This window comes from Marinomonas sp. BSi20584, assembly GCF_002792415.1.
Lineage (GTDB): Bacteria > Pseudomonadota > Gammaproteobacteria > Pseudomonadales > Marinomonadaceae > Marinomonas > Marinomonas polaris.
Genome location: NZ_KZ454888.1, coordinates 17846 through 43132, shown reverse-complemented (window position 1 = coordinate 43132; position 25287 = coordinate 17846). Strand labels below are relative to the sequence as shown.

34 protein-coding genes and 1 pseudogene are annotated in these 25287 nt (G+C 40.4%); 23 read left to right on the top strand and 12 right to left on the bottom strand.

Annotated features, from left to right (window positions below; all coding sequences use genetic code 11):
- Window positions 1-82: 82 nt before the first annotated feature.
- The 6 genes from TY87_RS17155 to TY87_RS17130 form a co-directional block, all read right to left on the bottom strand.
- Entirely contained in the window at window positions 83-1207 is a 1125-nt protein-coding gene (locus TY87_RS17155; protein WP_100188014.1) for a PQQ-dependent sugar dehydrogenase, read from the bottom strand.
- Between the two features lie 234 nt (window positions 1208-1441).
- Window positions 1442-1972, bottom strand: coding sequence for a sugar O-acetyltransferase (locus tag TY87_RS17150; protein ID WP_100188013.1), 531 nt, complete (start codon window positions 1970-1972; stop codon window positions 1442-1444).
- 68 nt (window positions 1973-2040) lie between these two features.
- Entirely contained in the window at window positions 2041-2991 is a 951-nt protein-coding gene (gene tal, locus TY87_RS17145; RefSeq protein WP_100188012.1) for a transaldolase, read from the bottom strand.
- A gap of 5 nt (window positions 2992-2996) precedes the next feature.
- Window positions 2997-4022, bottom strand: a complete 1026-nt coding sequence (gene dusA, locus TY87_RS17140) for a tRNA dihydrouridine(20/20a) synthase DusA (protein ID WP_100188011.1) — start codon at window positions 4020-4022, stop codon at window positions 2997-2999.
- A 306-nt stretch (window positions 4023-4328) separates the two neighbouring features.
- A complete protein-coding gene (csrA, locus tag TY87_RS17135) occupies window positions 4329-4526 on the bottom strand; it encodes a carbon storage regulator CsrA (RefSeq protein ID WP_100188010.1) in 198 nt (65 codons plus the stop codon).
- A gap of 142 nt (window positions 4527-4668) precedes the next feature.
- Entirely contained in the window at window positions 4669-5292 is a 624-nt protein-coding gene (locus TY87_RS17130; protein WP_198432125.1) for a LexA family protein, read from the bottom strand.
- 121 nt (window positions 5293-5413) lie between these two features.
- On the opposite strand from TY87_RS17130, the gene TY87_RS17125 reads away from it, so the two are divergent.
- The 17 genes from TY87_RS17125 (at window position 5414) to TY87_RS17050 (ending at window position 16127) form a co-directional block, all read left to right on the top strand.
- Entirely contained in the window at window positions 5414-5593 is a 180-nt protein-coding gene (locus tag TY87_RS17125) for a Cro/CI family transcriptional regulator (RefSeq protein ID WP_100188008.1), read from the top strand.
- Window positions 5594-5647: 54 nt separating this feature from the next.
- Window positions 5648-5968: a hypothetical protein gene (locus TY87_RS17120; RefSeq protein WP_157789915.1), complete on the top strand. Its 321-nt coding sequence runs from the start codon at window positions 5648-5650 to the stop codon at window positions 5966-5968.
- A 64-nt stretch (window positions 5969-6032) separates the two neighbouring features.
- Window positions 6033-6509 (top strand): hypothetical protein, encoded by a 477-nt coding sequence (locus TY87_RS17115; protein WP_157789914.1) that lies wholly within the window; start codon window positions 6033-6035, stop codon window positions 6507-6509.
- Window positions 6510-6961: 452 nt separating this feature from the next.
- Window positions 6962-8956: an ATP-binding protein gene (locus TY87_RS17110; protein WP_100188005.1), complete on the top strand. Its 1995-nt coding sequence runs from the start codon at window positions 6962-6964 to the stop codon at window positions 8954-8956.
- A gap of 14 nt (window positions 8957-8970) precedes the next feature.
- On the top strand, window positions 8971-9885 hold the full coding sequence (locus TY87_RS17105) for a hypothetical protein (protein WP_100188004.1): 915 nt from the start codon (window positions 8971-8973) through the stop codon (window positions 9883-9885).
- 290 nt (window positions 9886-10175) lie between these two features.
- A complete protein-coding gene (locus TY87_RS22810; RefSeq protein ID WP_232617176.1) occupies window positions 10176-10556 on the top strand; it encodes a Rha family transcriptional regulator in 381 nt (126 codons plus the stop codon).
- A 50-nt stretch (window positions 10557-10606) separates the two neighbouring features.
- On the top strand, window positions 10607-10777 hold the full coding sequence (locus tag TY87_RS22805; protein WP_232617175.1) for a hypothetical protein: 171 nt from the start codon (window positions 10607-10609) through the stop codon (window positions 10775-10777).
- Window positions 10778-10918: 141 nt separating this feature from the next.
- The gene (locus TY87_RS17095) at window positions 10919-11719 is read left to right on the top strand and encodes an HNH endonuclease (RefSeq protein ID WP_100188003.1); all 801 of its coding nucleotides are present in this window, start codon (window positions 10919-10921) and stop codon (window positions 11717-11719) included.
- Between the two features lie 77 nt (window positions 11720-11796).
- Window positions 11797-12087 (top strand): hypothetical protein, encoded by a 291-nt coding sequence (locus TY87_RS17090; RefSeq protein WP_100188002.1) that lies wholly within the window; start codon window positions 11797-11799, stop codon window positions 12085-12087.
- Between the two features lie 105 nt (window positions 12088-12192).
- Window positions 12193-12939: an abortive infection system antitoxin AbiGi family protein gene (locus tag TY87_RS17085; RefSeq protein ID WP_100188001.1), complete on the top strand. Its 747-nt coding sequence runs from the start codon at window positions 12193-12195 to the stop codon at window positions 12937-12939.
- 130 nt (window positions 12940-13069) lie between these two features.
- On the top strand, window positions 13070-13954 hold the full coding sequence (locus TY87_RS17080) for a DUF4238 domain-containing protein (RefSeq protein ID WP_100188000.1): 885 nt from the start codon (window positions 13070-13072) through the stop codon (window positions 13952-13954).
- A 146-nt stretch (window positions 13955-14100) separates the two neighbouring features.
- The gene (locus tag TY87_RS17075; protein WP_024022801.1) at window positions 14101-14493 is read left to right on the top strand and encodes a phage tail protein; all 393 of its coding nucleotides are present in this window, start codon (window positions 14101-14103) and stop codon (window positions 14491-14493) included.
- Window positions 14477-14641 carry a hypothetical protein gene (locus TY87_RS22800; protein ID WP_232617174.1) on the top strand — a complete coding sequence of 55 codons (165 nt, stop codon included), beginning with the start codon at window positions 14477-14479 and terminating at the stop codon, window positions 14639-14641. Before TY87_RS17075 ends, TY87_RS22800 begins: the two co-directional genes overlap by 17 nt.
- Window positions 14642-14934: 293 nt before the next feature.
- Entirely contained in the window at window positions 14935-15240 is a 306-nt protein-coding gene (locus TY87_RS17065) for a type II toxin-antitoxin system TacA family antitoxin (protein WP_157789913.1), read from the top strand.
- Entirely contained in the window at window positions 15209-15712 is a 504-nt protein-coding gene (locus TY87_RS17060) for a GNAT family N-acetyltransferase (RefSeq protein ID WP_157789912.1), read from the top strand. The genes TY87_RS17065 and TY87_RS17060 overlap by 32 nt, the downstream gene beginning before the upstream one ends.
- Window positions 15664-15834, top strand: a complete 171-nt coding sequence (locus tag TY87_RS22935) for a type II toxin-antitoxin system RelE/ParE family toxin (RefSeq protein ID WP_269777518.1) — start codon at window positions 15664-15666, stop codon at window positions 15832-15834. Before TY87_RS17060 ends, TY87_RS22935 begins: the two co-directional genes overlap by 49 nt.
- Entirely contained in the window at window positions 15834-16127 is a 294-nt protein-coding gene (locus tag TY87_RS17050) for a HigA family addiction module antitoxin (RefSeq protein WP_100187996.1), read from the top strand. The genes TY87_RS22935 and TY87_RS17050 overlap by 1 nt, the downstream gene beginning before the upstream one ends.
- 170 nt (window positions 16128-16297) lie before the next feature.
- Here TY87_RS17050 and TY87_RS23015 read toward each other — a convergent pair.
- Together TY87_RS23015 and TY87_RS17040 are read right to left on the bottom strand one after the other, a co-directional pair.
- Window positions 16298-16686 (bottom strand): annotated as a pseudogene (locus tag TY87_RS23015) (type II toxin-antitoxin system YafO family toxin).
- Between the two features lie 3 nt (window positions 16687-16689).
- On the bottom strand, window positions 16690-16881 hold the full coding sequence (locus tag TY87_RS17040) for a hypothetical protein (RefSeq protein ID WP_100187994.1): 192 nt from the start codon (window positions 16879-16881) through the stop codon (window positions 16690-16692).
- Window positions 16882-17403: 522 nt separating this feature from the next.
- Between TY87_RS17040 and TY87_RS17035 the strand changes: the two genes are divergently transcribed.
- Window positions 17404-18039, top strand: coding sequence for an SDR family oxidoreductase (locus TY87_RS17035; RefSeq protein WP_100187993.1), 636 nt, complete (start codon window positions 17404-17406; stop codon window positions 18037-18039).
- A 141-nt stretch (window positions 18040-18180) separates the two neighbouring features.
- On the opposite strand, the gene csrA (TY87_RS17030) is transcribed toward TY87_RS17035, so the two are convergent.
- Window positions 18181-18393, bottom strand: coding sequence for a carbon storage regulator CsrA (gene csrA / locus TY87_RS17030; protein WP_012070172.1), 213 nt, complete (start codon window positions 18391-18393; stop codon window positions 18181-18183).
- A gap of 135 nt (window positions 18394-18528) precedes the next feature.
- Complete coding sequence (locus TY87_RS17025; protein WP_100187992.1) at window positions 18529-19179, bottom strand: LexA family protein; 651 nt, start codon at window positions 19177-19179, stop codon at window positions 18529-18531.
- An 83-nt stretch (window positions 19180-19262) separates the two neighbouring features.
- Here TY87_RS17025 and TY87_RS17020 point away from each other — a divergent pair, with 83 nt between their 5' ends.
- On the top strand, window positions 19263-19460 hold the full coding sequence (locus tag TY87_RS17020) for a helix-turn-helix domain-containing protein (RefSeq protein ID WP_100187991.1): 198 nt from the start codon (window positions 19263-19265) through the stop codon (window positions 19458-19460).
- Window positions 19461-19568: 108 nt separating this feature from the next.
- A complete protein-coding gene (locus TY87_RS17015) occupies window positions 19569-20027 on the top strand; it encodes a S24 family peptidase (RefSeq protein WP_072839777.1) in 459 nt (152 codons plus the stop codon).
- 184 nt (window positions 20028-20211) lie between these two features.
- On the opposite strand, the gene TY87_RS17010 is transcribed toward TY87_RS17015, so the two are convergent.
- Window positions 20212-20427 carry a DUF1127 domain-containing protein gene (locus TY87_RS17010; protein ID WP_100187990.1) on the bottom strand — a complete coding sequence of 72 codons (216 nt, stop codon included), beginning with the start codon at window positions 20425-20427 and terminating at the stop codon, window positions 20212-20214.
- Between the two features lie 453 nt (window positions 20428-20880).
- Between TY87_RS17010 and TY87_RS17005 the strand changes: the two genes are divergently transcribed.
- Window positions 20881-21435, top strand: a complete 555-nt coding sequence (locus TY87_RS17005) for a YaeQ family protein (RefSeq protein WP_012070169.1) — start codon at window positions 20881-20883, stop codon at window positions 21433-21435.
- Window positions 21436-21472: 37 nt separating this feature from the next.
- On the opposite strand, the gene TY87_RS17000 is transcribed toward TY87_RS17005, so the two are convergent.
- On the bottom strand, window positions 21473-22216 hold the full coding sequence (locus TY87_RS17000) for a dienelactone hydrolase family protein (RefSeq protein WP_100187989.1): 744 nt from the start codon (window positions 22214-22216) through the stop codon (window positions 21473-21475).
- A gap of 141 nt (window positions 22217-22357) precedes the next feature.
- On the opposite strand from TY87_RS17000, the gene TY87_RS16995 reads away from it, so the two are divergent.
- Window positions 22358-23530: a tRNA-queuosine alpha-mannosyltransferase domain-containing protein gene (locus TY87_RS16995; protein ID WP_100187988.1), complete on the top strand. Its 1173-nt coding sequence runs from the start codon at window positions 22358-22360 to the stop codon at window positions 23528-23530.
- A gap of 334 nt (window positions 23531-23864) precedes the next feature.
- Entirely contained in the window at window positions 23865-25184 is a 1320-nt protein-coding gene (locus tag TY87_RS16990; protein WP_232617173.1) for a YjiH family protein, read from the top strand.
- Window positions 25185-25287 lie beyond the last annotated feature (103 nt).

Genomic DNA, 25287 nt, shown 5'->3' with positions numbered 1-25287 from the left:
GCTCATTTAATGAATCATTAGACGCTATTAATAGAAACTATGTTTAATTGAGTCCAAAATGAAGGGGCATTGTTAATGCTCCTTAGCTTGCTTTCTTGAGACTACTATCTATTGCTAATGTGATCTTTAATAGCTTTCCAGAGTCCGTACCAATGTACAGCACACCAGCTGAATCCTGAGCAATTGAACGAAGACGCTCATCCAAATGTTCAAGGTAACGAGTTTCTGTTGTCTTGCCATTCTTATCAATTTTGATCTTGTTTAAATGTCTCAAAGCGAGTGCAGTGGATAGGAAATCACCGTTCCAGTTCGAAAACAACATACCTTTGTAACGTATCAAGCTGCTTGGTGCGATAGAAGGAATAAACACCTTAGCAGGGTTGTCTATGCCATCTTTTGTGTTCCCTTCACCGACGCTGATTGGTCCCCAGTATTCTTTGCCATAAGACACAATTGGCCAGCCGTAATTCGCACCTGGGCGTATTAGGTTTATTTCATCTCCGCCTCTTGGGCCATGTTCATTTGACCATAGCGTATGGGTATCTGTATCGTAAAAAAGGCCTTGAGGATTGCGATGTCCATAGCTCCATATCTCATTGCGGATATTGGCATGAGTGACAAAAGGATTGTCTGCAGGTATACGCCCATCTAAATTTAAACGAATAACGCTGCCCGCATGGTTTGTTAAATCTTGAGCATTCTCACGAACACCACGATCACCAACTGAGAAAAAGACATGCTCTTGGTCATCAAAGGCAATACGTCCACCATAGTGCTTGGTTTCGCTGGTCGCTGAGTCTGTGACCAATAAATCATGCCATTCAGTTAGCTTGTTGCCTGCTAATTTAGCTCTGGCTAACGTAGTTTTTGAGCCATCATCGGTTGGCTTTGAATAGGTGAAATATAACCAACCCTGTTCTTTAAACTGTGGCGATTTTGCCACATCTAGTAGACCGCCTTGGCCTCGGTTATCCACTTCTGGAAGGCCTGTCAGAGCTTGTTTTTTGCCAGTGGTTAAATTGACTTTGTAAGCTGTGCCTTTTTTGATTGTGACAATAGCTTCTTGATCATTGATTATGGCAATACCCCAAGGTATGCCATCAAATTGAGTGATTTGATCAATGTTTAGTGAATCGTCAACGATAGCATCCGAGGCGCTAACATTTAGCGCCATCAGGCCTGCTAAAAATAGAATCCAAGTTTTCATAAAGGCGACCTCTTACCGCGAATTTCAGTGAAGTATATAGAAAATAGTCGCAAGATGAGGGTTTTGGAAGGCATTTCCTTAACAATTGCCGATTGCTTGCCTAGTTGGATAAAGTATTCAGCGAAGCGTTAATTAAGGTCTTAAAGCATGTTTTTTGATGGGATCATGCAAATAGTAGCTACTTAAAGTAACTATCTAAATTGAAGATCTAAAGTAACTATCTAAATTGAAGATCTAAAGTGACGATCCGAAGTAGCGTTCGTTTTCAGCTACATTTCTAGTCACCACTGTATTAGCGGCAATAATGGCATTATTGCCAATTTTAATACCGGGTAGGATTTTGGCACCGCCGCCAATCCAGACTTTGTTGCCAATGGTAATAGGCCGCGCAAAGCATTCGCCAGAGGCCCGTAAGTCAGCATCCCTAGGATGATCAACCGTATAAAAGTGAACGCCGGGACCGATTAATACATCGTCACCGATATGAATTTTAGCGCTGTCTAAGAAAATACATTGGAAATTAATGAATACTCGTTCACCAAGATGAATTTGCGAACCATAATCGCATTGAAAGCCCGGTTCAATCACCACACTACCAAATTCTGCAAACAAACGCGTAACATGACGAAGATTGCCCTTACTTGGGTGCGCATTGAATTTAGCACAGGCAAGACGAGCCGTTTCTCTGCGTAGTCGAAGATCTAGGTCGATAGCATTAAACGCTTCGCTATTAACCATTTTTTCAAATTCTGTTGTTTCGGTCATCTTTCGTTCTTCTTGTGAAAAATAAAAAACGCGACCTAGGCCGCGTTTTTAACTTACTTGTTTCTATTTTATAGCATAGACGCTAGAGTAATTTCTAATTTACGTTGATCTGCAGCGAAGTTACGAATGCCTTCAGCTAATTTCTCAGTCGCCATCGCATCTTCGTTCATAGCCCAACGGAATGCTGCTTCTGTGATAGAGGCTGGAGCAGGTTTCACGTCAGTGGTTGGAACCAATTTACGCTCAAGTTTGCCCTCGTCTTTTTTCAACTCTTCAAGCAGGTTAGGGCTGATAGTCAAACGGTCACAACCAGCAAGTTGCTCGATTTCACCGATGTTACGGAAGCTCGCACCCATTACTACAGTTTGGTAGCCGTGCTGCTTGTAGTAGTTGTAGATTTCAGTCACAGATACAACACCTGGATCAGTCTCAGCTGTGTACTCTTGGCCAGTCGATTTTTTGTACCAATCAAGGATACGACCAACGAATGGAGAAATCAGGTAAACGCCAGCTTCAGCACAGGCTTGCGCTTGAGCAAAAGAGAAAAGCAAAGTCAGGTTACAGTTGATGCCTTCTTTTTCTAGCTCTTCTGCGGCTTTGATGCCTTCCCAAGTAGACGCTGCTTTAATCAGAACGCGGTCACGAGACACGCCAGCTTCTTCATAAAGCGCAATCAATTTGCGTGCTTTCGCTAGTGTCGCTTCTTTGTCAAAAGACAAACGTGCATCTACTTCTGTAGAAATACGGCCAGGAACGTATTTTAGAATTTCAGTACCAACAATAACCGCAAGTTTGTCACCTGCGTCTAGAACTTGTTGATCTTTATCCTTGCTTTGTGTTTTTGCCCAAGCAATTGCTTGGTCAAGGAAAGGTGCGTACTCTGGAATTTGTGCAGCTTTAAGCATCAAAGACGGATTTGTTGTCGCATCTTGTGGTAAAAAATCTTTGATTGCCGTTATATCACCGGTGTCGGCCACAATGGTCGTGAACTCTTTTAACTGAGATAACTTATTGCTCATTGCTCTTATCCTTTGCGTTGATGATTTTTGACCAATTCAATGGCCTCTAATAATACATTTACCTGTGCGTCAGCTTTGTGACCATTTTCAGACAAGTAGCGACGGAACTGTTTGCCGCCGGCTTCACCCTGAAAAATACCCAAAATGTGTCGGGTTAGGTGCATCAAGCGTTCGCCTTCTTGCAGCTTGCGTTCAACATAAGGAACGAAAGCTTCTAGTGCCTCGTAGCGATCATTAACCAAAGCTTGACCGCCAAATAATACTTCGTCGACTTGGCTTAAAATCCATGGATTATGGTATGCCTCACGGCCAACCATAACGCCATCTACGTGCGCTAACTGTTCTTTGCATTCATCTAATGTTTTTATGCCACCGTTTATAATGATTTCAAGGTCAGGGAAATCTTTCTTTAACTGATGCACATAATGATATTTGAGCGGCGGTACTTCGCGGTTTTCTTTCGGGCTCAAACCTTCCAAAATCGCATTGCGGGCATGGACAATAAAAGTCGTCACGCCAGTCGTTGCCACATCACCGACAAAATCTCGTACTACGCCGTAATCTTCTTGGTCATCTAAACCAATGCGGTGTTTGATCGTCACCGGAATATCGCAGTTATCCTGCATCGCACGCATGGCATCTTTCACCTTATCAGGGTAAGCCATTAAACACGCACCGATTAAACTGTTTTGTACTCTATCACTTGGGCAACCGACATTAAGGTTAACTTCATCAAAGCCAGCTTGCTGCGCCATTTTTGCGCATTTACCCAAGGCTACTGCGTCAGATCCACCTAATTGTAAAGCAATAGGGTGCTCGCACTCATCATGACGTAAGAATCTTTCAGGATGATTGCCTTGTAGCAATGCGCCAGTGGTCACCATCTCGGTATAAAGCAACGTATTCTTCGTCAATTTTCTAGCGAATACTCGGTAATCGCTGGTCGTCCAATCCATCATTGGAGCGATGGAAAATCGACGATCAAGCTTATTGCTTGGGTTTACTGGGGTTGCCCCGTTATCTAGTGACATGCTTCTACTATCGAATTAATTCAAAAAAGCGTCGCGACATAGGGGAATGCCTCCCAGCGACTGACGGGTCATATTATGTCATAAAATTACAAGATATCTAAGAGTCTGAGGGAAACATTGAGGTTAATAGAGCAAAAGTGACATCAAACTCGCCGCCATCAATAAACAAGCCAAGGCAAAGTGAGTTTTCTTCATGACGCAATTACTCCATGGCACCCGAAAAGGCGAAACTGCCTTAGCCGAATGGCGGCATTTTTGCTTCTTTGTATTTTCCTAGGTTAGCCATGTTTCTATTTAGTAATGTCATCAAGGCCAATAAGATTCAGGTTCTACTCTTTGTTTTTCTGCCGCAATGCGTTTATAAATTTCCTCGCGATGTACCGTCACGTCTTTGGGTGCTGTTACACCGATTCGGACTTGTCCGCCTTTTATGCCTAAAACGGTTATTTGAATGTTATCGCCGATATTGATGGTTTCATTAGAGCGTCGAGTCAGAATTAGCACGTTATATATCCTTACATAGTTTATTTTTACAAATATAAAGTTTAGTAAAATATACTAAATTTTGTCAATAAAAATATACTGCGATTGAAATAGACAAAAACATAAATACTGGAGACGTGAAATTAAGCGGGCTGACTGCCCGCTAAAAGAGGTATTTGGCTTCTACAACGACGCCAATAATTTGGCATTCATTATTAAACTCAGTAGGGCGATAATCTGGGTTTAATGGTTTTAAATACGTTTGTCTGGCATCAATCACCAGTTTTTTGAAAGTGATGTCACGGGTATTGTTGAATTTTGCTACGACAAAACAATCGTTCTTAGTAGGAAGTTGTGGATCTACTAAAATCAAATGGCCTTCACCAATACTTGGACCATTAGGTGAGATCATGCTGTCACCAACCACTTCTAGCCAAAATGCTTGCTGGCTTACAGTAGATGGACCATGCTCCCATAGTACGTCTTTCCCTAAAGACGAATGATTACTGTCATTATCCCATGTAAAAGCCATTTCATGGCTAATAACGGGTATCAGTTTAGTGGTTGATTGAGTGTTCTCGTGTGAGAGGTTCAACGTATGTGCATTTCTTGGTGTAGCGGTGATGCCTGAAAATAACCAGTTTGCATCACAATGTAGCGCCTTTGTGAGAGATACAATGTACTTTCCGCCAGGCGAAGAAATACCGTTGAGCCATTGACTGACAGACCCTTTAGTCGCACCCGTCATTCTCGCTATGTCGACGGCTTTTAGATTTTGCTCCGTCATTTTTTGTCTGATTCTATCTGAAATATCCATGTTAAGAATACTAAACTATCTTGAGTTTATTTTTATTTACTTGTAGTGTTTATAAAAGTGAACTTTTGGTGGTTTTTCGTAAGGATTGGTTATGTATAAGGAAAAAGTGATTAAACACTTTGGGAGTCAGCGGCGTTTAGCGCAGTCATTAAACATTACTCGAAGCTCTGTTTCTCAATGGGGGGCAGTGATTCCAGAGAAGCAAGCTCTGAGAATAGAAAAGCTAACTCGTGGCGTATTGAAATACGATGCCAAGCTTTATTCGCGTTAAGCCTAGTCAATCATTAGAAAAGGTGCTTTTTTTGTGTTTGCAGGAAAGAAGACCGTGAGCGAGCTGCTTTTGGGCATTCAGGCTGATCCAAATATATTACGTACAGCTAAAGCCTTATCAAGATTAAGTAGCGAATGCTCATCGACTATTCGTGAGTTTTACCGTGCCGGTTTGCAAGAGACACCAAACTGCCAACAGCTTGTTACTACCTTGGAGCTAATAGACAACGCCATGAAGGATATAGGCACACTGAAAACGGCATCTCATATCCTTAACGCCCTCACGGCGGATATCCAATTTCATCATCTTAACTTTGATGTACAGCTTGCCATGCGCGTCCGTGAACAGTTTTTAAGGCGGAAAAGCGGTGCTTAATAACGAAGAAAGTGCTTTAACGCCTTAGTTGGTAGCGTAAGACAAGACCTTCCCGGCTAAGCGGATGCTTTCGTCTGGCCAAATATGTCTAACTCGCTGGCGGCAGGCGAAAAGACGCGACCGCAGGCGACATGGCAGGGGCTTGGGTGGCGCGGCCATTGGTTCCGTCGTGCCCATTATAGGTACCGCCATTGGGGACATTGTCGGCTCTATCGCAGGCGGTATGGGTGGCGGTTTTGTAGGGGAGAGCTTGGGCGAATGGATAGGCGGCAAAATTGGCGGATGGTTTGAAGACGACAAAACCGACCAACCCGCACCAGACGCCATCGCAAAGCAAAGCCAACAGCTACAAAACAACAACAAAAGCATGACCTTCGCGCCAACCATCCACCTAACACCAACAGGCAACCCAAGTTACGACCAACAACTCAGCGACCAAGTGATAGAAAGACTCAAAGCCGAATTTGCACAGGGCATGATGGGCAATATGGACGTCGCCACAAGGGCCGATGGGAGCTTGACGGATAAGCGAACGAGTTAATGTCTAAGTTGCTTATGCCGCGATAAGCTGACCTACCGTTTTGGTAGATCAGGTCAGCTCTTTCTTAGTGGAAGGGAGCCCTGAAACAGGGCGCCCCTAAGTCTCTTGTGTCGTGGTAAATGGGGGTCGGTGAAATGCAGACCCCTATAAAGTCTTATAAGGCGCGCGTGCAGCCGTAAGGTATCAAGGGAGGGAACGAATCGTTCCTCCTTGAAACCATAGGCACAAGGAATAATGGGTAACATGGACGTAGCGGCTTGGGCGATGGGAGTTTGGAGGAAAGGAGGGAGAGTTAGGTTTGATAGCTGTCATTGGTTTGTAAGGTTTTTCTGGTGTTGAAGAGGTAAGAGTTTTAAGATTAGTAGATAAATTTCACGTATAAATACGTAACTTGATTTACAAGTTAGTGCTAGTGAAATATTTAAATATAATCATTTGAAAAGGAAGTTGAATTGAATAAATTTAAAGGCACCGCTGAAATAACTGATGAAGGTGTAAAGAAACACTTTAAAAACTTTGAACCAGCCAACGCTATTTTTGAGTATGTGTGGAATGGTTTTGATGCAAATGCTCAAAGTGTAGATATCAAAACTATATTCAATAATATGGATGGATTAGAGACTGTAGAGGTTTTTGATAATGGTGATGGTATTGATCTTAATAGCCTAAAGAATAGTTTTGAAAAGTTTAATGAGTCAACCAAAAAGAATAATGATGATAAGCATGGTTCCCATGGAAAGGGGCGTCTATCATTTCATCGGATGTGTACTTCAGCTAGTTGGTATACAAAAAAAGCTGACTATAATGCTAGGATAGATGTTAATACAAGAGCCATACGTGATTATGAAGGTGATTACTTATCAGATGATGAGCAGCATAAATCTTTAATAAAAATTGGCTCTGGGACTTGTGTTGTTCTTACGGATTTTACTGTAAATAAATTCCCTAATGATGATGTTTTAATGAATGTTCTTAGTAAGGAATTTGGTTGGTTTCTTGCTTTAAATGCTGATCGTAAAGTGACTCTTAATGGAAAGGAAATTTATATTCCAGAACACGATCTTCATGAAAAGAATGTAGCAATAAGTGGCATTGATTTTACTATAAAAGTGATTAGATGGAATGATAAGCCAAGCTCCGAAAAATCATATAATTATTTAGTCACTAGTTTAAATAGAGTTATCGAGAAAGGTTTAAGTAGATCAAATAATAAAGTTACTTTTTATACTAGTGCATTTGCTTTTTCTGATTGGTTAGATAATTATGATTCTGAAGCTTTGGAAATTGACCCTACATACTATGAATCAAAGAAAATAGTTAAAAAATTATTTCAAGAAATGACTGATTATCAACGTGTTATATATAAAGATTACCTTAGATCTTTTGTAAATGATGAGATAGATCGTTTTGATAAGGAAGGTTATTTTCCTACTTATAAAGGTTTGGATAGTAACTATGCAGGGTGGAGGAAAGAGAATACAAAAAAATTTGTTAAAGATATGTATCTTTCTGACCCGCAAATATTTAATAAGGTTAATCCGAAGACAACTAAAATTCTTATTAGGCTTTTAGATAAGATTTTAGTTTCTAATGAAAATGATACGCTTTTTGATGTTTTAGAAGGTGTATTAGATTTAAGTTCAGAAAACGTTAACCGTTTGGCAAATCAGCTTAAAAGTACAACATTAGAAAATATCGTTAGTACTATCGAGTCTTTACAAAGGCGACATCAAACGATTCATCAACTAAGAGATATAATGGATAATCGTTTTTCTGAGATACTTGAAACGCCAGATCTCCAAAAAATCATAGAAAATAATACTTGGTTATTTGGGCCTCAATACGCAACTCTGGGTGCAGAAGAAGATACATTTACTGTAATCTCAAAAAAACTCAGAGATGAGGTGAAAGAAATAGATAAAATATCTGAATCTGACATTGAAGAGGGGTTAAATGTTGAAGGTGTAAATCGACAGGTTGATTTATTTCTTGCTCGTAAAGTTCCTGCTTTTAATGGAGATGGACGTCAAATTTTTAAATGTATAATCATTGAGATTAAAAGGCCAAGCATATCTTTAAATAAAAAGCATCTGAGTCAGATAGATGATTATTGTGAAATAATTTCAAAACATCCTGCCTTTGGTAGTTCGAAAATGGTTTTTGAAATAATCTTAATAGGTAGAAAAATTTCGAAAGATGACTTTCAAATTAAACAAAGAATGAATGGTCTTAAAGATAAAGCTGAATTTGGTTTGGTTTCACATGATGATAAAATGAAGTGCTATGTTAAAGATTGGTACACAATATTTGATGAATTTGAGCTTTCAAATGATTACCTTCTAGAAACACTTAACACAAAGCTAGATAGTTTATCTGCTAAGAATACAAGTGATATGGTAAAGGAACTTCAAGGTTTCGATGCTAAAGATAGAATTATTAAACACTAAATAGGGCTTACATATTGATAGTTGATATTCCTAGTTCAGAAGACTTTGTTAGTGCTGGAAAAGCTCAGTTTGATTTTTCTTGGGATATAGCAATCTCATTTATAAAACTGTTTGATGGCGCTGGTGAATATTATGCAGATGTTAAGGAGGACGAACACGAATTCTGGGAATCAGCAAAGCAAAGAATTCAAACTGCTATAGCTATAGCTCAGCAAGGTGTTGAACTTATATTGAAAGGTAAGATAATTGAGATTAGTCCCTATTTACTTATATCTGGTTCCCCTTCAGATTGGCCAAAAAATAATACTACAATAGGTGTTAGTTTTTCTGAATTTCGGACGATTGATGCGCAAGATTTAATTAAGGTTTATAATCTTTTTTCAGAAGATCAGCTCAGTCAGGATTTCGTTGATAAATTTAATGTTCTAAGAAAACTTAGAAATCAAGTTATGCATACGGTAGACAATACATTAAAAATTTCTGCACTGGAGGTTGTTGTCAAAATACTTGAAATGCATGAAACATTATTTCCAAGTGAATACTGGGTTAATACAAGAAATGATTTTTTGATAGAATCTCCAGAATCATTACTATTCACATCAGAGGGAGTGGAAGCACAAGTAGCTTGGGAGTTTTATCTTGTTTTTTCATTGCTTACCCGCTCTCAGGTAACACAGTTTTTCGCAGTTGATAAACGCCAAAGAAATTATATTTGCCCTGAATGCGCTTATCAATGTGAAAAATTTAATGAAATTGAGCCAAAACACGCGCTTTTAAACCCTAATGCTCCAACCTCAACAGAGCTATATTGCTTTGTCTGTGGTACCAATTACGCCATAACGAGACAAGCTTGTAGTGATGTATCATGCAAAGGTAATGTAATTAGTGATGAATATCTTATGTGTTGTTCATGTGGCTTAGCACAGTAAAAGTATTACAAATTTTCATGGAATATTGACCCCGCCTGCATCCTGATCTAACATTGTTCTTGAGGCGTCGAAACCTCTTTGCACAAGTCGGAAAGCCCCAACCCCGTAAGCGTTGGTTTTTTTGTGTCTGCAATTTATGCAGTTACAAAGGCGCATTATTGCGTCGGGAGGGCGAGGAATAAAATACCCGCAAGGGAAATAACTCCGCCTGAACTTGTGCAGGTTTCGAACCTCCCGACACCCTTCTTCGAAAAAGGGTGAAATTCGAAATAAACACAAGGAGGCCAGACATGGCTACGGACATTATCTCAAGCAATGAAGCACCTGTTGTACAAATCATCAACAACCAAATCAGCACCACCTCGACTGACATTGCCAAGCATTTTGGTAAGCATCATAAGAACGTACTTCGTGAAATAGAAAGCCTTGAATGCAGCGCAGATTTTCATGCGCTCAATTTTGAGCCGATGATAATTGATGTGGAAGTTGGCAAGGGCGCAACTCGCCAAGAAAGAGCATATCGCATCACCCGCGACGGCTTCGTCTTCTTGGCCATGGGCTTCACCGGACCAAAGCCGCCCAATTCAAAGAAGCCTACATCAACGCCTTCAACCAAATGGAAAAACAGCTCAACGAGCAAAAACAACTTCCCGCCACCACAGACAACCTAGCACTAGCGGAAACCGACAAGTACCAACTGCTCAACAACATCGTCAAATCCATGCAGATACAAAGCGACCCCGTCGTCATTCCATCAAAAGAACTCATCGACCTAATACAAGCCGTCCGCATGTACCAACAACAAGTAGCACGACTACAAACACCCGACTGGGTAAACGACAACATCACCCGCGTCAAAGACTTCGCCCAACGCAACTTTGTAGACTTCTAAGCGACAAGCAACTAAAGCCCCGATGTGGGCTTTAGTTGTTGTTTTTCATGGGGTAAAGGGATAGGTTTAGATCAATTATAATCATCTATTTAAAACGGAAATGTGTAATCCTAGTCTTTATATTTCACGGAGGTACAGATAATGGCTATTAATCAAGTGGAGCGTGCGTTCCGAGCTTGGCCAGTATTGATTCAGGTGGCTAGAAATCGAAAAACCATCACATATGGAGAGCTTGGAGCTGCTATAGATGTTCATCATAGGGCTGTTCGTTATGTGTTGTCAGTAATTCAAGATTACTGTCTTGAAGAAAAGCTACCACCATTAACTATTCTCGTAGTTAATAGTTCTGGTCTACCAGGAACTGGTTTTATTGCACATAACCTAAATAATTTCCAACAAGGGCTTGAAGAAGTCTGGTCGAAAGATTGGCTATCTATTACAAACCCATTTGAATTTTCTCAATTCGGGAATTCTTATGAATCACTAATCTCGTCTTTATTGCAAGAACCTGAATCATCCGAGGAAATATACAGACTTGTAAAGTCTCGTGGTATAAAACAGCAAATATTTCGTGACGCACTTCGCAAAGCATATAAGCACGAATGCGCATTTACTGGGCTTTCTTTTCTCTGTGGCCTAGAAGCTTGCCATATTGTTCCTTGGCATGCGGCATCTGACTCTGAGCGTTTAGATGTAAGGAATGGCATTCTACTGAATAGCTTTCATCATAAACTGTTTGATCAAGGATTTATTACTATTTCAACAAACCATGAAATAGTATTTTATGATTCAAGACAGGAGGATGGAGCATATTCAGAGCTTGATAGTGCTCTTACTTCGAAACTTCACGGTCAAAAAATGCGCTTACCATTCAGACTAAACCAACGTCCTTTACCAGAATACATATCTCGTCATCACGATATACTTGGTTGGGAACTTTAAGTTTGGGGTCAGGTGAATAAAAAGAATAGCTTTTCATTTAACCCAAACAGACTAAATTAATATATGAAGTTCAAATTATGAAATTACAGATTCATTACGACAATAAATTCTCCACGGAAGAGCTCGATAAGCTGAATAGCTTTGAGCCGGTTCTTAGAGAGAATTGGATAGAAAAGTCAAATAGTACATCTTCATTAATATGGGAGATTGTTATAGAGGCTAAAGAACCTAGAATTTATGCCTTACTCAAGGCACAGTCAAATAATAAGCAAATCTATAAAGCGACTTGCGCATCAATTCTAAATATGAGTTCAGAGTCATTTGAGAATGAGTTTGTCGAAGCTGCGATTAATTTTACGGTCAGATGAAAACTATAATAGATTAATTTTTCATCTGACCCGAAATAGCTAAAATCTTTTAGTATCAATGAATCTTTAAACGCTCATAAGCACGATCAAACTACTAGGTACAAAATGAAATCAAGAGGCTACATTAGTAATGAGTTAGTTCATTGGACTGGAAGAAACCAGTCTGCCGATAGTGCATTCTCTGCATTGAAAGCTATTTGTGAAGAAAAAATTTTACGCCTTACCTATTGCCCTAATTATGTAAATAGTGAATACAATCCAAAATCAGCCATGGTGTGTTTCACTGACATACCACTTAATAAAGGCAAGGAGCATTGTTCAAAATTTGGGAAATTCGGAGTGGGTTTCAATAAGAAAAAGATGATTGGCTATGGAGCCAATCCAGTGTTTTATACAACGGGGGTTCACTTCAAAAGAATAAAGCAAATTAGTAATTTGTTGGCTCGAATGGAAAATTTAGAAAAAGATCGTGAATGGAAGGAGCCATGTGAGCCATATGATTTTACTGAAGATGAAACTGCTGCCTTTCAGGAGGTAACTGACTTTTTACAAGAATATTCATATAAAAATCAAGATGACTTAGATTATGTAACATATTATCAACGTGAGTGGCGAATCACATTTAGATCATTGCCATATGCAGGTGATAAAGAACATGAGATTGGAATGAGTTGCCATTACATTAAAAATCATAATACGTATAGTATTTTTAAGTTTGATGAAGGTGATATTGAATACTTAATTGTTCCAATCAGATATTGGTGGCGTACAAGAAAACTTGCCAAACAACTAAATTGCGTATTAAAGATATATGAATTCAGCGTTCGAAACTGTATAAAATATGCACTTTAACAGTAATAATCACCATTCCTTCGTTGATTTTATGTTTAATTCAATAATTTAAGGTTTTATAAATTTAAAAGGAATTAATTAATATGTCTGGTCAGAATCATCATTATCTTCCTCGAGGAATTCTAAAAAAATTTGGGGTTGGAAAAAAAAGGAACAAGTTTTTTTTATAAATAAAGATAAAACTTTAAAACCTATAAAAACAAATTTGAAAAACGTTGCTTGCATTAATCATTTCTATAAGTTTGAAGATGGTTCTGGTTCTCTTGAAGAAAAATTTTTTAGTGTGATAGATGATAAAGCTCCGAAAGTAATTAAAAAAATTATTTCTAAGGAGTATGATTCAAAATTAAATGATGAAGATAAAATTAACTTAATTAAATATATTTCTTCTCAAATAATTAGAGTTCCATTTCATTTTGAGAGCATTGAAATTTTCGATTCTGCTTTTAAAAAACAAATAACTGATGGAGTTAGCTTATTTGAAGAAGGCGTTAAGTCAAAGTTTCTTCATTCAATAATAGAAAGTACGAAACAATATACAGATATTTTATGTAAGTTATCCATGAAAGTTTTAAAAAATAGCAGTTGTGAGTTCGTTATTGGTGATAACCCTGTTATGGTCTTCGAGCACAACAATAATGTAGTTTCAAATGGTGAAAGTGCTGCTTCCATAAATGGTAAAATATTCATGATGCCACTGTCGCCAAATGACATGTTGATTTACTTTGATCCATTATTTGAAAATGAAATTTCAGCCTATATGAAAGTTAGTAATTATGTTCAATTCTCTCAGTCATCACAGCTTGTGTTTGGCAGAAATGCAGAATTATTAGAGCTTAAACTGAAAGAGTACTATAGTTATTCATATGATTTTATACGTAATACTTCACCTGATTTATTGTTAGAAAGTAAAGTGAAACGAGGAGATCCAATATCTATATGTAAACCACAGTACGTTTTTGAGGGTCAGGCTTTAGAAGTGTTGAAAGAGTTTGCTAACAGAAAATTAACCTAGCGTTATAAGGTGGATTCCTATTTCTTTAATTTAGGAGCAGTTTTTAAATAACTATTAACCTCTCAAACCCCAAAACAACACCCCCAAGCCCATCCCTCGATGGGCTTTTTCGTTTCTGTTCTTCCATTTTTATCTAAGGAGTAATCATGCGTCAGATGATGTCGCTCGGTGGTTTTGTGTTTTCGCTCAGCGAAGGCACGCCATACGAGGGTTTGCAGCGCACTAGCGACGGCGGTTGGGTCGCGGTGGCGCGATACGGTCAAAAGCCCATGAGCCAAAACACGGGCCAACAGTTGGAAAACATCACGGTCACAGGGACGTGGTTTCAAGGCGATGGCATGGCGAATCTCAACGCTTTACGCGCCTTACAAAACCAGCGAGCGCCGTTGGTGCTGGCTGATGGCTACGGCAATAACTTAGGCCAATGGACGATCAAACGCTTGCAAGAGAAGCAAGACAAGATCATCGACGACGGCACCGCCTTCGTCCTCGCCTTCACCCTAGAGCTAGAAGAGTACGCCAATGACAACCATCCGTAGCCGCGACGGCGACACCATTTCCAACATTCTGTGGATCGCCCTAAAACGCAACGACAACCCAACCACCGCCCAACAAGCCTGTCAAGACGACCTCATCAAAAGCCAACGCCAAGGCTCCAGCGTCACACTCGACGCTCTTCTTGGCTAGATACGGGCAACCAAACTCGTCGCAGAAGGCATCCTCACCCTAAACGACACCTTCCCACCCGAAATGAAAGGCAACTGGTCCATCGACAAAGTCACCGCCCGAGGCGACAGCAAAGCAGGGTACAGGTGTTCTGTAGTGGCGAGTGAGGTGGTTTAAGTGTTTATGGTGCCATTATGGCAACACATTGACATTGAATTATGGGTGGCGTCATAATGGCACCAAGCAGTATTTTTCTGCTTTACAAGGAAAATACAAAAATTTGACTGAATTATATGTTGGTCAAGGAGAAAGCGATGACTATATCTCATGTACAAGAAAATGTGCGGCTCGTTGCCAGAGCGCCAAAAGAGGTTCAAGAGATCATTATTCATGCGGCGGAATTATCCGGTGCTTCAATGTCTCAGTTTATGATTGACGCCGCCTTAGATAAGGCGAGACAAGTGGTAGAGCGCAATAGACTATTAAAATTGTCGATGGAAGGAGCGGATCGATTTTTTGATGCATTAGACAATCCGCCAGAGATTCAACATCTTGATGATGCTTACAAAGCGCTAAAGGATTATGAAAATGGCTCTGTCACCTTTGAAAGAAAGCCATAATCGAAAACGCTTTGATTGTGGCAATGAGCGAATTAACAAATTTCTAAAAGAGTCTGCGAACAATGCGGCAAAACGAAACCTATCTAGGGCGTTTGTTCTGGAAGGGAACGATGAAACAGACATTGCGGGCTTCTACTCGCTCAGTAATATTGAGGTCAAAGTTCCTGTTCCTCATAAACTGTACAAGAAATACCCTAACCCATTGCCAGGCGTGACGTTAGCCAGGATGGGCGTGGATGAAGGTTACCAAGGGCAGGGCATCGCCAAAATCATGGTAATCGATGCAATGCGGCGAACTTTGCTAATAAACGAGAATATGGGAGTTGTTGGATTATTTGTAGATGCCAAAGACGATGATCTCGTTAAATTTTACCAGAATCGCGGCTTCATTTTCCTTCAAAGGGAAGAACATACCTCCAAACTTTGGGTGCCAATCGACTCCATTGTAAAATTCTTCAAAGATCGAAAATAACCGAATTTGGGGAAGGCAATCGAGATGGTATTTGGTCTATTACCGTGAACGGGAATTGGCGTATTACTTTCGAATTTATTGATGGTAATGCTTACATTCTCAACTATGAGGATTATCACTAATGAATATGCACAACCCGCCGCACCCAGGCGAATTTATTTACGATGTTTATCTTGAGCCAGCGGGTTTGAGTTGCCGCTTTTTAGCCAAGCAATTGGATGTCGCATCGTCCACGTTAAGTCGTGTACTGAAAGGGCAGAGCGCTGTCTCACCTGAAATGGCATTGCGTTTATCTAAAGCGCTTGGTAGAACACCAGAGAGTTGGCTGGCCATGCAAGATGCCTACGATCTTTGGAAAGCCAAACAGTATCTAAATTTAACGAATGTTCATCCCGTTAATTTTGCATCGGCCTAGACCAAGCCGTCCGCATGTACCAAACCGCCCAACGTAGCTTCACAGACTTCTAATTGATAGATCGTGTTTACTGGTTAAATTAACGCCCTTAATTTTGAGCTGGTTGAATGTAAGGACAGAAAAGGGGAGTTTCACGCTTTTGATCGCATTATCGGCGGTATGTACTAGGATTAGATTTCTCTTCTAAAGGCTTCGGCTTCGCGGCCAATCAGTTCCATCAAAGGCATGTCTTCTTGTTTCTCGTGGGCTGGCGGATCAAGAATAGCAATCAGTAGATAATGATTTTCATCGAAATAGCCAGGGCAATAGATAAGACACTTGTCGCTTGTACGTGCTTGCTGATTACGGATTTGGTGAAGTGAATAGGTAGGTGGGCTAGGTGTATGTGCCAGACATTCTCTTCTCTGCAAATCGTGGGGCGGTTATTGTCACCGTCTCTGCCAAAATGAAGGGGCGGAATGCCTGTTGCTTTATACAGGGCAAAGTCTTTGGCTAAGTCGCTTATATCTGGGTGATAAGTAAGGAAAGAGCTAACACTGACTTGTATTTGAGAGGACATTTATTAGATAACGCGAACCCAGCCAGGCGTTGTTTTGTCTTTTGTGGCGGCTTTAAGACCTTCGCGTGATGCTTTTTCAAGCCCAGCAATATCATAATGCTTCATTTCTTTAGCATCTTTGCTAGCTTGCTTAGTCTTGTTGTGACGAGATAAAGACATCGGAGTGGATGGCTTATACTCTGCTACGGTATTCATGGTTTCACCTAAAAATGTAAAATTATATTACAGCCGTATTTATAGATAAGTTTGACGAGATCGTCAAACTTATAACGTGATCAAATGTTAACCAAATAATGATTTTCTGAGTGAATGCGTGATCACTGACTTGTTTGTAAGGCTCTTCTTAACTCATCCTGAAGCGCTTCTAAACGCTCTGCTACGATGTGCTGATTGGCTTCAGGTATCGCTGAAATATCAGCAAGGGAAATACATTCTAGTTCGGTGAGAAGTGGCTGTCAGTTTTCTCAGGTGGTTTTGGAATGTAATATCCTGATGCGAGCCAATTGTCAGCTTAAGAAATGAGTATGCATTTGTGTCAGTGTTTTTCTTCCCAATTTCATTTTTCCTAAAACAAACACCTAATATCCAGTAAATATGCAAACTGGCCGTTTGGGGTTTCATCCTTGTCTCATGTCCTTATAGTGGTAATTAAGACTCTAAAGCGATACGTGTTTGTTTATGCTTTTCGCTGTTTAAAACGTTAAAAGGAGGCAAGTTATGAGTAAAACTCTTGTTATAGGTGCGAGTGGTCAAATTGGCCAATTGATAACCAAGACACTTGTTGAGACGGAAGAGGATGCCCGTGCTTTGGTACGAGACAAATCTAAGTTGGATGATTTAAAAGACAGTGATCTAGAAATTGTCGAAGCAGATTTAGAAGGTGACTTTAGTCAGGCTTTTGATGGTATTGATAATGTGATTTTTGTTGCTGGCTCTGGTGGTTCAACAGGTGCTGATAAAACCTTGTTGATTGATTTATGGGCAGCTAAGAAAGCCGTGGATTATGCAAAAGCAGCCAATGTTAAGCAGTTTATTATGGTCAGCAGTATTGGTGCTGATGATCCTGAGGCAATAGAGTCAGATATCAAGCCTTATTTGGTTGCTAAGCATATGGCAGATCAATATTTGATGGCGTCAGGTGTGCCTTTTACTATTGTTCGTCCTGGCCCTTTAACGAATGATGAAGGCCAAGGAAAAATCACTATAAAAAGACCAAATAGCAGAGAGGAAATGGCGATTCCGCGAGCAGATGTTGCTAAATCGGTTTTATTTATCCTAAGCAAGGATGACTTGAATGGTAAGATATTCGAGCTGTTTGGTGGTACTTATGATGTTGATAATGTTCTTGTCTAACAGTGTGGGTTTATTCGAATAGCCAAAAGGGCCCTAATGTAACGTGATCCCGAATAGTTGGTAAGACTGCATTGGGGCTCTTTTGTATTTGTTGCTTTTATGTGGTTTTTGTTGAGAGTTTAAGCTTCTTGGCAAAACTTTCTAAGTGGGTTGGTTTTCTTTGACCTGCTCACTGTAAGTTTCCAGTAGTTTTTCTGCTTGAATACGTTTGTAAATTTCTTCTCGATGAACGCTTATTTTTTGCGGGGCTTTGATGCCGATGCGAACTTGAGTCCCTTGTACCCCCAATACGGTAACTTCCGTGTCATCGCCGATATTAATGGTTTCACCGGGGTGTCGAGTAATGACTAGCATAATTCCTATCCTTTGGTTGTTGTCGACACTTTTAAAATACAATTTATGTTGTTAATGTGTCAACAGCTTAAGGTGCTTTTCTTGTTTAATAGGCCAAACGTTACGTTAGTATGAAGCAGGGGGGTTGTAAATGGTCTAAAACAAGATTCGGGCTTGGGTGACAACACCTATGACTGTTAGGTCATTGGGGACTTCAATTGGTCTATAGTTCGGGTTGAGTGGTGTTAGATAAGTTCGGCCAGCGTCGATGACTAATTTTTTAAATGTCACGTCTTTGCTGTCTGCTACTTTTGCGATGATCAAATCACCATTCTTGGCTGTTAAGCTAGGTTCAACCAGAATTAGGTAACCTTCGGGAACGCTTGCGCCAGAAGGTGACATCATACTGTCTCCTATGACATTTAGCCAAAATGCTGATTTCGATGTGGATTCTGGTGTTTCTATCCAGTCAAATTTTCTTTCGTCTAATTCAGCAATATTCGGCCATTGAGCTGCTTGTTGCGTTGTAATTATAGGTCTTAAATTAGTTTTTAAGGATTGTGAAGAGCTGTTGTTATTGGTGTAGCTAGAAGCACTTTCTCTTACTTCACTGGCTGTTCCCAGTAATAACCATTCTGCATCACAATGTAATGCCTTGGCTAAATTGAGTAGCCTACGTGGATTTTGTGTTCTGCCGTCTTCAATTTTTTGCAGCGACTGTTGGGATATGCCAACGAGCTTCGCTAACTCGGCTTGGGTCAGTCTTAGGTCTGTTCTTTTTTGTTTAACGCGTTCTGCAATAGTCATAAGCGAATAATTACAACTTTATCTGTATTTGACAAACAATAAAAACTGTCATCAAATACAGTAAAGGTTGTTAAGGAGGTTATATGTCAGCCATTGCAAAAGCAGTCGAAATTGTAGGAAGCCAAACTGCACTCGCGCAAATTTTAGGAGTTAAACAAGCGCATGTCTGGAATTGGTTACATATCCATAAGCGTTCACCTGCGAAATACATACGGCGTATCTCGTTGGCGACGGCAGGGGAGGTCAGTGAAAGTGATTTGCTTAGGGATCATGAGCTCTAGTTTGATGTTTGTTATAGGAGATTAATCTCTCGTCTTTACAAAAATTTGCTAGTTTATTCGCGTGCTTTAAAACATACTGTACGAATATACAGTTTGGGTGTTTTTACTATGCGCGTTTCTTATCTTGGTACTTCTGAGTCGGCTGCTTTCATTGCGGCAAACAGTGTTCGAATTCCACTTTATTCTGAGCCAGTGAAACCTTCGGATCTCAGTAAGCAGCCTGAAGACAAGTCTGTGGATCTGAATGCTTTGTGTATTCCTAATCCTACAGCAACTTTTTTTGTGCGTGCTCAAGGTGAGCCGATGGAAAGAGAAGATATTCAAACAGGTGATGTACTGGTTGTGGACCGATCATTAACTGCGCGTCATGGAGACATTGTGATTGCATTTGAACATGGAAAGATGGCGGTAATGACGTTGGAACTAAAACCAGACGTGCTGCTTCGTCCTAAGAACAAAGCTTACGCTGCAAAAAAAGTTACGCCAGTTGTTGAAAATGAAGTATCTAGTTTAGAAGTATTTGGTGTTGTAACGAGTGTGGTGCGTCAATTAGAGCGTGGTGAATAACTTCGTTTTTGATAGCTCTATCTATTAGTTCTACTTCTAATAGTTCTATGTCTAGTAGTTCTATGCCTAATAGATAATGTTAGTTAATAAAAAACGCCTTTCACTACTTAATAATGAAAGGCGTCGTGGCCATCCGGCCTAGTGTTTTACCGTCACCTTAGAGCCATCTAAGGTGACGGTCTGGTCATCCGTCGCTCGGTTGTTCTCCTGGTGGTATTTGAGCTTTTCCTTTCAGATCACTTTCTAAGTCTTTGTTACCAGCTAATGGACGAATGTGTCCGTTATCGCGGTAGAAACCAATATCTTTTAAGTAATGGTCATCAAGCTGACGAAACAATTGATTGGTGCGACGAGCTTCAAAATATTCTTTAGCGGCGTTGAATAGGGCGATGATACTCATAAGTTTTCTCCAAAATAATAGTTTTGGCGGAACTTACGGGGTGATTTCTTACAGAGGTGACCGCGTAAATTCCGCGGTCAATGGTGTATTACACAGGCATTGAACGCGTGGACAAAGTTTTACGTACTCGATTATTAATGCGAATAGCCATAGGGGAAGTAGAATGATTTAGCGTATATGTAGTCATCTTGCTTCTCCTTAACTTTGTGTTCTATTGGTTGCGTTATGCATTGTGTAATTTTTGCTCTTTTTAGAGCTTTTTTATTGAGCCTTTTTTTGTGACTTATGTCAATCATTTATATTGATATATCTTTTATTTTTTTTACATTACCAATGCCTTCATGATGTGAAAAAAACAGTTTGTTTGTAGCGGTATTGTCGGTGTTTTTTGCTGTACAATTCGTCGCGATTTTCTTGTCCTTTTTTGTAGTTAATAATGTAGTAAGTGACCCCATGGCGACGAAAGCAACAATTTATAAAGCATCGGTTCAAGTGTCCGATATGGATCGAAACCATTACCAAAGTTATGAATTGACATTGGCATTACATCCTTCTGAAACTGAAGAACGCATGATGGTGCGTTTAGCGGCGTTTGCTTTATTGGCTGACGAGAAAGAAGGCGGCGAGCAATTAAGTTTCAGCAAAGGCATTAGTACCGAAGACGAACCAGATCTTTGGCAGAAAAATTACTCTGACGAAATTTTGCTTTGGGTAGAATTGGGTCAGCCTGACGAGAAGCGTTTACGCAAAGCTTGTGGTCGAGCTCAGAAAGTGATCGTCGTTAATTACAACGATAAGTCCGATATTTGGTGGGAACAAAACAAAGGCAAAAATAGTCGTTTTGATAACATGCGAGTCTTGCAGTTCCGCGAATCTCAAGTTGAGGCGTTGGCGAAGATCTGTACTCGATCTATGCAATTGAACGTCACTATTCAAGATGGCGAAATGTGGATCTCTGGTGAGCTAGGCGAATGCGCAATGACGCCAATGTGGCGAGGCGAGCAATAAGCTCACCTCGTTTCGGTCGATTGATTTGCTTTTTTAGCTAGGCTTTATGCAAAGTACGTTGAAACAAAGCCACCGCTTTGTTGTAGCATTCTAAGGCGAGAGCTGGATCGTAACGATCGCCTCCGTCGCGCATGAAAGCATGCTGGCCGTTGAATTCATGCCAAGTGAATAGGCGGTCAGTATCGATCAATTGCTGATAAATCTTCTGACGTCCTTCTGTTGATACATGGGGATCTTGTTTGCCCCATACCATCGTCAATTCCCCTTGAATTTCTTTCGTGCGAGTAAAAGAATCATTGCCTTCGTCGCAAGGAATGGTATTCGAATGAATGTCAGTAGCGTACAAGCAGAAAGATGCTTGAATACGAGGGTTTAAGGCTGCACGATAAGCCAAATGACCGCCCAAGCAAACGCCCATGGAACCAAATTGACCAGTGCAATAATCTTGCTGTTCGAAATGTTCGAGCATAGCTACAGTATCGCTGTCATGAGCTTCTAGTGTTTTAGTGAATTTATCTGCGTTGCCTTTGTCTTTGCCTTCATCGTCATAGCCTAATACTGTGCCGATTGGGTTAAGTTCATGAAACACTTCTGGCACAATAACCACAAAACCATGGCCCGCCATAATGGCGGCAGAGCGTGCAATCGGTGCGGTTTGTTGGAAAATTTCAGAATAAAAAAAGATACAAGGAAAGCGCCCTTCGGCCTGAGGACGATAAACGGTGCAGCGCATAGTGCCTGTTGGCGTGTTAATATCTTGATCGTGACGTTGAATGATCATGGTTTTCCTTAAAGTGATTTGTAATTTTCCTACATGATATTCGACCCAATCATGATGAGCCAGCCACAAAGCTCTCAAATAGACCCAAAAGTTCCCAAATATAGACAAAAGCCAAATTTAACCAACGAGTAGAAAGAACCCGTGCGAATTTTATTGATCAGTGCCTACGAAGCCAGCAGCCATAAAGCTTGGGCAAATACCTTGATGAATGGTTTAAGTCAGCATGATTGGAGTTATTTGTCTTTGCCTGCTCGGCATTTTGCATGGCGGATTCGTGGTAATGCCATGAGTTTTGCTTTTGACCCGAAATTTAAGCCGATACTGGAAAAGCCTTATGACTTGGTTATTGCCACGTCAATGACGGATTGTGTTGGTCTAAAAGCCTTTTGCCCTGATTTGCAAAACCTACCTTGGTTGCTGTATTTCCATGAAAACCAATTTGCCTATCCTGCGAGTGATAAACAGCAAGGTCTTATCGAAATGCAAATGGTTACTTTGTACAGTGCCTTGGCGGCTGATTTGTGTGTATTTAACAGCCAATTTAACAAAGCCTCGTTCTTTGCTGGTGCTCGCGCCTTGTTAAAAAAACTGCCTGATTATGTCTCACCAGATTGGTTAAATGGCGCTGAAGCAAAATCTCAAGTTCTTCCTGTACCTTTGGATATGCTTGTTTCTGTGGCGGCTTTGGTTTCGGCAGAAGAAAGCACGAACTCGAAATCACAACCAGGGCGAATAAAGTTAGTTTGGTCGGCACGTTGGGAATTCGACAAAGGGCCAGATCGACTGCTGGCTATTTTAGAAGAATTAGAACATCGCAAACTAGATTACGAAATTGCCATTTTAGGCGAGCAATTTCGTTCCACGCCAAAAGAATTTAATCAGATTCAAGCCCAATTTTCCCATCGTATTAGCCAGTTCGGTTTCGCACCAAGTCGAGCGGATTATCTGCGCTTTCTTTCATCATCAGACATTGTGCTCTCTACCGCTTTACATGAATTCCAAGGTCTTGCGGTACTAGAGGCGGTTACTCTTGGTTGTGTGCCAGTGTTACCAAATCGGCAGGTTTACCCAGAGCTGTTCGGCAAATATCAGAACGGGAAGCACCACAACGAAAAGGACCGGAACGAAAAACAATACCTTTATCAAAGTGATCTAAACAACATACCGCAAGAAGCAAAGAACGCAGTGGATTTGATTCAATATATTGTTGCAAATGATGTAAAAGCCCCGGATGTGAGCCAGTATCAAGCTAAAAATTTACTGGTGAAGTATGACGAACTGGTTGAAAAGAAGGGTAGTTCAACTTGTCTATAAGAGTTCTGATATGGCGTTAGGATAAAGCTATATTGGTTGCGCAATTTTCATGCTATGTATAGACAACCTTTCTTTGGTTACTCTTATTCAAATTTCTTTTTCCTATAAGTATGCCTATCTATTTTGGATTGATATGATTCAAAATAGCGCATAAGTCTTTATGTTGCGCTTATTCTGTGCGATATTTGCTCTGTTAGCGTTGAAAAATAAAAACAAACTTATCTTAATCTCAAGTGAATAGGCTTTATTGCGATATTTTAATATGTATATACATGTTGGTATGTATGTTGCTATTTATCTTGTGATTAATAACGTTCTCATAGGAAGTCCTCATATGAATGCTACAGATTCAAAGTCCGGAGTTGTGTCTCCGTTGTCTCTTCTTAAACTCATTGCTTATAGTTGTATTGGTATTTTTGTTTTTTTCATTCCGATCAGTATTGGTGGAAAAGAAACGATCCCGCTTGATCATATTGTGTCGTGGCTTAGAAATGATTACGGTCAAATGGCCGAGGTTTACGCTATTTTGGTAGTCTTAGCCGGTGGTGCTTATCCTTTTATTTCGGGTAACTGGCGTACAAGTAAAACTCAAACCGTATTGTCTATTTTTAAAGTGTTGGGTGTTGTTACTGCTGTAATGGCATTTTTCTCTGTTGGCCCAGCCTTCTTATTCGAGAAAGACATGCTGCCTTTCTTGTTCAGTAAGTTGGTTGTACCTGTTGGTTTGATCGTGCCTATTGGTGCGGTATTCCTCGCATTTTTGATTGGTTACGGGCTGCTTGAATTTGCAGGTGTGCTTTTACAGCCGATTATGAAGCCGTTGTTTAAGACGCCGGGTAAGTCTGCGATTGATGCGGTTGCATCGTTTGTAGGCAGTTATTCTATTGGTTTATTGATTACCAACCGAGTTTATAAGTCTGGTCAATATTCCGCGAAAGAAGCGGCGATTATTGCTACTGGCTTTTCCACTGTGTCTGCGACTTTCATGGTGATTGTGGCGAAAACATTGGGTTTGATGGATGTTTGGAACGTATTTTTCTGGGCAACCTTGTTGATTACCTTTGTGGTAACGGCAATCACTGTACGACTTTTCCCGCTTAGCAAAATGGATGACACAGCAGAAAGTCGTGAAGTGGAAAAATTCCAGCATTCTCGTTTCAAACAGGCTGCCTTAGAAGGGCTTGAAGTTGCGAGCAATGCAAATCCACTTGCTCGTAATATCCTGCAAAACATCAAAGAAGGCATGTTAATGGCAATGAGTATTTTGCCTTCTATCATGTCTGTTGGTTTGTGTGGTTTGTTATTGGCGAAATACACACCAGTGTTTGAATGGATTGGTTACCTGTTTTACCCATTCGCGTGGATCGCACAATTGCCTGATCCAATGATGGTTGCTACCGCGTCGGCTACTGGTTTGGCGGAAATGTTCTTGCCAGCTTTGATCGCGGCGAAAAGCGTATTTGTTGTTAAGTTTGTGGTTGGCGTGGTGTCGATCTCATCCATACTTTTCTTCTCTGCGTCGATTCCTTGTATTTTGTCGACCGAGATTCCGTTGAACATTAAGCAAATGCTGATTGTTTGGTATCAGCGAGTCGCTTTGACAATTCTGCTAGCCTCGCCAGTGGCGTTTTGGGCGGAGCAATTTATTAAGTAAATACTTAACTAAAAAAAGCGAAATAAAACACGCTGAATTGACGGCATTTCATCAATTTGGTGTGTTTTATTCTTTCTTGCAAAATGTCGAATTTCTTCAATTA

Bases quoted from the DNA above. Each gene is read 5' to 3' on its own strand.
- TY87_RS17155 (WP_100188014.1), bottom strand. From the start codon at position 1,207: ATGAAAACTTGGATTCTATTTTTAGCAGGCCTGATGGCGCTAAATGTT.
- TY87_RS17150 (WP_100188013.1), bottom strand. From the start codon at position 1,972: ATGACCGAAACAACAGAATTTGAAAAAATGGTTAATAGCGAAGCGTTT.
- tal (WP_100188012.1), bottom strand. From the start codon at position 2,991: ATGAGCAATAAGTTATCTCAGTTAAAAGAGTTCACGACCATTGTGGCC.
- dusA (WP_100188011.1), bottom strand. From the start codon at position 4,022: ATGTCACTAGATAACGGGGCAACCCCAGTAAACCCAAGCAATAAGCTT.
- TY87_RS17130 (WP_198432125.1), bottom strand. From the start codon at position 5,292: ATGACGGAGCAAAATCTAAAAGCCGTCGACATAGCGAGAATGACGGGT.
- TY87_RS17125 (WP_100188008.1), top strand. From the start codon at position 5,414: ATGTATAAGGAAAAAGTGATTAAACACTTTGGGAGTCAGCGGCGTTTA.
- TY87_RS17115 (WP_157789914.1), top strand. From the start codon at position 6,033: ATGCTTTCGTCTGGCCAAATATGTCTAACTCGCTGGCGGCAGGCGAAA.
- TY87_RS22810 (WP_232617176.1), top strand. From the start codon at position 10,176: ATGGCTACGGACATTATCTCAAGCAATGAAGCACCTGTTGTACAAATC.
- TY87_RS22805 (WP_232617175.1), top strand. From the start codon at position 10,607: ATGCAGATACAAAGCGACCCCGTCGTCATTCCATCAAAAGAACTCATC.
- TY87_RS17095 (WP_100188003.1), top strand. From the start codon at position 10,919: ATGGCTATTAATCAAGTGGAGCGTGCGTTCCGAGCTTGGCCAGTATTG.
- TY87_RS17090 (WP_100188002.1), top strand. From the start codon at position 11,797: ATGAAATTACAGATTCATTACGACAATAAATTCTCCACGGAAGAGCTC.
- TY87_RS17085 (WP_100188001.1), top strand. From the start codon at position 12,193: ATGAAATCAAGAGGCTACATTAGTAATGAGTTAGTTCATTGGACTGGA.
- TY87_RS17075 (WP_024022801.1), top strand. From the start codon at position 14,101: ATGCGTCAGATGATGTCGCTCGGTGGTTTTGTGTTTTCGCTCAGCGAA.
- TY87_RS22800 (WP_232617174.1), top strand. From the start codon at position 14,477: ATGACAACCATCCGTAGCCGCGACGGCGACACCATTTCCAACATTCTG.
- TY87_RS17065 (WP_157789913.1), top strand. From the start codon at position 14,935: ATGACTATATCTCATGTACAAGAAAATGTGCGGCTCGTTGCCAGAGCG.
- TY87_RS17060 (WP_157789912.1), top strand. From the start codon at position 15,209: ATGGCTCTGTCACCTTTGAAAGAAAGCCATAATCGAAAACGCTTTGAT.
- TY87_RS17050 (WP_100187996.1), top strand. From the start codon at position 15,834: ATGAATATGCACAACCCGCCGCACCCAGGCGAATTTATTTACGATGTT.
- TY87_RS17040 (WP_100187994.1), bottom strand. From the start codon at position 16,881: ATGAATACCGTAGCAGAGTATAAGCCATCCACTCCGATGTCTTTATCT.
- TY87_RS17035 (WP_100187993.1), top strand. From the start codon at position 17,404: ATGAGTAAAACTCTTGTTATAGGTGCGAGTGGTCAAATTGGCCAATTG.
- csrA (WP_012070172.1), bottom strand. From the start codon at position 18,393: ATGCTAGTCATTACTCGACACCCCGGTGAAACCATTAATATCGGCGAT.
- TY87_RS17025 (WP_100187992.1), bottom strand. From the start codon at position 19,179: ATGACTATTGCAGAACGCGTTAAACAAAAAAGAACAGACCTAAGACTG.
- TY87_RS17020 (WP_100187991.1), top strand. From the start codon at position 19,263: ATGTCAGCCATTGCAAAAGCAGTCGAAATTGTAGGAAGCCAAACTGCA.
- TY87_RS17015 (WP_072839777.1), top strand. From the start codon at position 19,569: ATGCGCGTTTCTTATCTTGGTACTTCTGAGTCGGCTGCTTTCATTGCG.
- TY87_RS17010 (WP_100187990.1), bottom strand. From the start codon at position 20,427: ATGAGTATCATCGCCCTATTCAACGCCGCTAAAGAATATTTTGAAGCT.
- TY87_RS17005 (WP_012070169.1), top strand. From the start codon at position 20,881: ATGGCGACGAAAGCAACAATTTATAAAGCATCGGTTCAAGTGTCCGAT.
- TY87_RS17000 (WP_100187989.1), bottom strand. From the start codon at position 22,216: ATGATCATTCAACGTCACGATCAAGATATTAACACGCCAACAGGCACT.
- TY87_RS16990 (WP_232617173.1), top strand. From the start codon at position 23,865: ATGAATGCTACAGATTCAAAGTCCGGAGTTGTGTCTCCGTTGTCTCTT.